Origin of the sequence: Pseudomonas sp. D8002, assembly GCF_013385695.1 — a bacterium.
Classification (GTDB): Bacteria; Pseudomonadota; Gammaproteobacteria; order Pseudomonadales; family Pseudomonadaceae; genus Aquipseudomonas.
This window is the reverse complement of record NZ_JACAPM010000022.1, coordinates 1-5,572: the sequence shown is the minus strand read 5'-3', so window position 1 is coordinate 5,572 and position 5,572 is coordinate 1. Positions and strand designations below refer to the sequence as shown.

General features: G+C 51.1%; 2 tRNA genes and 3 rRNA genes. All 5 read right to left on the bottom strand.

Annotated elements, in window-relative coordinates:
• Positions 1 to 2: 2 nt before the first annotated feature.
• Positions 3 to 118, bottom strand: a 5S ribosomal RNA gene (gene rrf / locus HX807_RS12700).
• 153 nt (positions 119 to 271) lie between these two features.
• Positions 272 to 3,165 (bottom strand): 23S ribosomal RNA (locus HX807_RS12695).
• Between the two features lie 233 nt (positions 3,166 to 3,398).
• Positions 3,399 to 3,474: transfer RNA gene (locus HX807_RS12690), tRNA-Ala, on the bottom strand.
• Between the two features lie 30 nt (positions 3,475 to 3,504).
• Positions 3,505 to 3,581, bottom strand: a tRNA-Ile gene (locus HX807_RS12685).
• Positions 3,582 to 3,664: 83 nt separating this feature from the next.
• Positions 3,665 to 5,201, bottom strand: a 16S ribosomal RNA gene (locus HX807_RS12680).
• Together the 16S, 23S and 5S rRNA genes with 2 tRNA genes alongside form the textbook arrangement of a ribosomal RNA operon.
• Positions 5,202 to 5,572: the final 371 nt, after the last annotated feature.

The window sequence follows — 5,572 nt, the reverse complement described above, 5'->3', positions numbered from 1 at the left end:
AATCTTGACGATGACCTACTCTCACATGGGGAAACCCCACACTACCATCGGCGATGCATCGTTTCACTGCTGAGTTCGGGATGGGATCAGGTGGTTCCAATGCTCTATGGTCGTCAAGAAATTCGGGTACTGAGTCGCGGCCAGCTGGCCTCGCTTCAGCAAATTGGGTATGTGATAGCTTTCGGTGTTTTGCAAGATCTCGAACTTTCGGTTCGTTTCGTCTTCACACACCGCAATCTGGTCTCTTCGACGCAAATTGCTTGGGTGTTATATGGTCAAGCCTCACGGGCAATTAGTATTGGTTAGCTCAACGCCTCACAGCGCTTACACACCCAACCTATCAACGTCGTAGTCTTCGACGGCCCTTCAGGGAACTCAAGGTTCCAGTGAGATCTCATCTTGAGGCTAGTTTCCCGCTTAGATGCTTTCAGCGGTTATCTATTCCGAACATAGCTACCCGGCAATGCCACTGGCGTGACAACCGGAACACCAGAGGTTCGTCCACTCCGGTCCTCTCGTACTAGGAGCAGCCCCTCTCAAATCTCAAACGTCCACGGCAGATAGGGACCGAACTGTCTCACGACGTTCTAAACCCAGCTCGCGTACCACTTTAAATGGCGAACAGCCATACCCTTGGGACCGGCTTCAGCCCCAGGATGTGATGAGCCGACATCGAGGTGCCAAACACCGCCGTCGATATGAACTCTTGGGCGGTATCAGCCTGTTATCCCCGGAGTACCTTTTATCCGTTGAGCGATGGCCCTTCCATACAGAACCACCGGATCACTAAGACCTACTTTCGTACCTGCTCGACGTGTCTGTCTCGCAGTCAAGCGCGCTTTTGCCTTTATACTCTACGACCGATTTCCGACCGGTCTGAGCGCACCTTCGTACTCCTCCGTTACTCTTTAGGAGGAGACCGCCCCAGTCAAACTACCCACCATACACTGTCCTCGATCCGGATAACGGACCTGAGTTAGAACCTCAAAGTTGCCAGGGTGGTATTTCAAGGTTGGCTCCACGCGAACTGGCGTCCACGCTTCAAAGCCTCCCACCTATCCTACACAAGCAAATTCAAAGTCCAGTGCAAAGCTATAGTAAAGGTTCACGGGGTCTTTCCGTCTAGCCGCGGATACACTGCATCTTCACAGCGATTTCAATTTCACTGAGTCTCGGGTGGAGACAGCGCCGCCATCGTTACGCCATTCGTGCAGGTCGGAACTTACCCGACAAGGAATTTCGCTACCTTAGGACCGTTATAGTTACGGCCGCCGTTTACCGGGGCTTCGATCAAGAGCTTCGCGTTAGCTAACCCCATCAATTAACCTTCCGGCACCGGGCAGGCGTCACACCCTATACGTCCACTTTCGTGTTTGCAGAGTGCTGTGTTTTTAATAAACAGTCGCAGCGGCCTGGTATCTTCGACCGGCATGAGCTTACGGAGCAAGTCCTTCACCCTCACCGGCGCACCTTCTCCCGAAGTTACGGTGCCATTTTGCCTAGTTCCTTCACCCGAGTTCTCTCAAGCGCCTTGGTATTCTCTACCCAACCACCTGTGTCGGTTTGGGGTACGGTTCCTGGTTACCTGAAGCTTAGAAGCTTTTCTTGGAAGCATGGCATCAACCACTTCGTCATCTAAAAGATGACTCGTCATCAGCTCTCGGCCTTAGAATCCCGGATTTACCTAAGATTCCAGCCTACCACCTTAAACTTGGACAACCAACGCCAAGCTGGCCTAGCCTTCTCCGTCCCTCCATCGCAATAACCAGAAGTACAGGAATATTAACCTGTTTTCCATCGACTACGCTTTTCAGCCTCGCCTTAGGGACCGACTAACCCTGCGTCGATTAACGTTGCGCAGGAAACCTTGGTCTTTCGGCGTGGGTGTTTTTCACACCCATTATCGTTACTCATGTCAGCATTCGCACTTCTGATACCTCCAGCAAGCTTCTCAACTCACCTTCACAGGCTTACAGAACGCTCCTCTACCGCATCATCCGAAGATGATACCCGTAGCTTCGGTGTATGGTTTGAGCCCCGTTACATCTTCCGCGCAGGCCGACTCGACTAGTGAGCTATTACGCTTTCTTTAAAGGGTGGCTGCTTCTAAGCCAACCTCCTAGCTGTCTAAGCCTTCCCACATCGTTTCCCACTTAACCATAACTTTGGGACCTTAGCTGACGGTCTGGGTTGTTTCCCTTTTCACGACGGACGTTAGCACCCGCCGTGTGTCTCCCATGCTCGGCACTTGTAGGTATTCGGAGTTTGCATCGGTTTGGTAAGTCGGGATGACCCCCTAGCCGAAACAGTGCTCTACCCCCTACAGTGATACATGAGGCGCTACCTAAATAGCTTTCGAGGAGAACCAGCTATCTCCGAGCTTGATTAGCCTTTCACTCCGATCCACAGGTCATCCGCTAACTTTTCAACGGTAGTCGGTTCGGTCCTCCAGTTAGTGTTACCCAACCTTCAACCTGCCCATGGATAGATCGCCCGGTTTCGGGTCTATTCCCAGCGACTAGACGCCCTATTAAGACTCGCTTTCGCTACGCCTCCCCTATTCGGTTAAGCTCGCCACTGAAAATAAGTCGCTGACCCATTATACAAAAGGTACGCAGTCACAGAACAAAGTCTGCTCCCACTGCTTGTACGCATACGGTTTCAGGATCTATTTCACTCCCCTCTCCGGGGTTCTTTTCGCCTTTCCCTCACGGTACTAGTTCACTATCGGTCAGTCAGTAGTATTTAGCCTTGGAGGATGGTCCCCCCATATTCAGACAAAGTTTCTCGTGCTCCGTCCTACTCGATTTCATGACTAAGAGATTTTCGCGTACAGGGCTATCACCCACTATGGCCGCACTTTCCAGAGCGTTCCGCTAATCTCAAAGCCACTTAAGGGCTAGTCCCCGTTCGCTCGCCACTACTAAGGGAATCTCGGTTGATTTCTTTTCCTCAGGGTACTTAGATGTTTCAGTTCCCCTGGTTCGCTCCATACACCTATGTATTCAGTGTAAGGTAACCATCTTATGATGGTTGGGTTCCCCCATTCAGACATCTCCGGATCAAAGTCTGTTTGCCGACTCCCCGAAGCTTTTCGCAGGCTACCACGTCTTTCATCGCCTCTGACTGCCAAGGCATCCACCGTATGCGCTTCTTCACTTGACCATATAACCCCAAGCAATCTGGTTATACTGTGAAGACGACATTCGCCGAAAATTCGCAATTACTTACAAATTTTACCTTAGCCTGATCCGTTACCAGTGAAAGTAACGTTCAGTCTATCTTTCTATCACATACCCAAATTTTTAAAGAACGATCTAATCAAAGACTAGAAATCAACATTCACCATCACATCGATGGAATGCTCATTTCTAAGCTTTCAAGACAGAAGCAGTTAGTGGTGGAGCCAAACGGGATCGAACCGTTGACCTCCTGCGTGCAAGGCAGGCGCTCTCCCAGCTGAGCTATGGCCCCGTATTTCTACAGGCGTTTCCCACACAAAATTGGTGGGTCTGGGCAGATTCGAACTGCCGACCTCACCCTTATCAGGGGTGCGCTCTAACCAACTGAGCTACAGACCCAATTTCGGGCTGCTTCTTTATCGTCTTCTTCAATGAATCAAGCAATTCGTGTGGGAACTTATGGAGCAGCTGATGTCGTCGATTAAGGAGGTGATCCAGCCGCAGGTTCCCCTACGGCTACCTTGTTACGACTTCACCCCAGTCATGAATCACACCGTGGTAACCGTCCCCCCGAAGGTTAGACTAGCTACTTCTGGTGCAACCCACTCCCATGGTGTGACGGGCGGTGTGTACAAGGCCCGGGAACGTATTCACCGCGACATTCTGATTCGCGATTACTAGCGATTCCGACTTCACGCAGTCGAGTTGCAGACTGCGATCCGGACTACGATCGGTTTTCTGGGATTAGCTCCACCTCGCGGCTTGGCAACCCTCTGTACCGACCATTGTAGCACGTGTGTAGCCCAGGCCGTAAGGGCCATGATGACTTGACGTCATCCCCACCTTCCTCCGGTTTGTCACCGGCAGTCTCCTTAGAGTGCCCACCATAACGTGCTGGTAACTAAGGACAAGGGTTGCGCTCGTTACGGGACTTAACCCAACATCTCACGACACGAGCTGACGACAGCCATGCAGCACCTGTCTCAATGTTCCCGAAGGCACCAATCTATCTCTAGAAAGTTCATTGGATGTCAAGGCCTGGTAAGGTTCTTCGCGTTGCTTCGAATTAAACCACATGCTCCACCGCTTGTGCGGGCCCCCGTCAATTCATTTGAGTTTTAACCTTGCGGCCGTACTCCCCAGGCGGTCAACTTAATGCGTTAGCTGCGCCACTAAGAGCTCAAGGCTCCCAACGGCTAGTTGACATCGTTTACGGCGTGGACTACCAGGGTATCTAATCCTGTTTGCTCCCCACGCTTTCGCACCTCAGTGTCAGTATCAGTCCAGGTGGTCGCCTTCGCCACTGGTGTTCCTTCCTATATCTACGCATTTCACCGCTACACAGGAAATTCCACCACCCTCTACCATACTCTAGCTCGTCAGTTTTGAATGCAGTTCCCAGGTTGAGCCCGGGGATTTCACATCCAACTTAACGAACCACCTACGCGCGCTTTACGCCCAGTAATTCCGATTAACGCTTGCACCCTCTGTATTACCGCGGCTGCTGGCACAGAGTTAGCCGGTGCTTATTCTGTCGGTAACGTCAAAACAGCAAAGTATTAATTTACTGCCCTTCCTCCCAACTTAAAGTGCTTTACAATCCGAAGACCTTCTTCACACACGCGGCATGGCTGGATCAGGCTTTCGCCCATTGTCCAATATTCCCCACTGCTGCCTCCCGTAGGAGTCTGGACCGTGTCTCAGTTCCAGTGTGACTGATCATCCTCTCAGACCAGTTACGGATCGTCGCCTTGGTGAGCCATTACCCCACCAACTAGCTAATCCGACCTAGGCTCATCTGATAGCGCAAGGCCCGAAGGTCCCCTGCTTTCTCCCGTAGGACGTATGCGGTATTAGCGTCCGTTTCCGGACGTTATCCCCCACTACCAGGCAGATTCCTAGGCATTACTCACCCGTCCGCCGCTCTCAAGAGAAGCAAGCTTCTCTCTACCGCTCGACTTGCATGTGTTAGGCCTGCCGCCAGCGTTCAATCTGAGCCATGATCAAACTCTTCAGTTCAAACATCTTTGGGTTTTTAAGAAACCCTAAACTTGGCTCAGCAATCGTTGGTTACATCTTTGATTTCTCGCGGAGTAACTTGTGATGCTGATAATCTTGTTGACTATCAGTCTGACTCCACAAGCACCCACACGAATTGCTTGATTCAGTTGTTAAAGAGCGGTTGGTTAAGATCTTTCGTCTCAACCGAGGCGCGCATTCTACAGCAGCCTCATTTACTGTCAAGTGATTATTTTCAGAAGTTTTCAAAGTTTCCTTTGTAACTTCAACCACTTGCGCTTCCGATCTCTCGTTAGCGGGAGGCGAATTCTACAGCGTTACACGCTGCTGTCAACACCTCTTTTTCTCCGCTTTCGACCGAGAAGATCGAA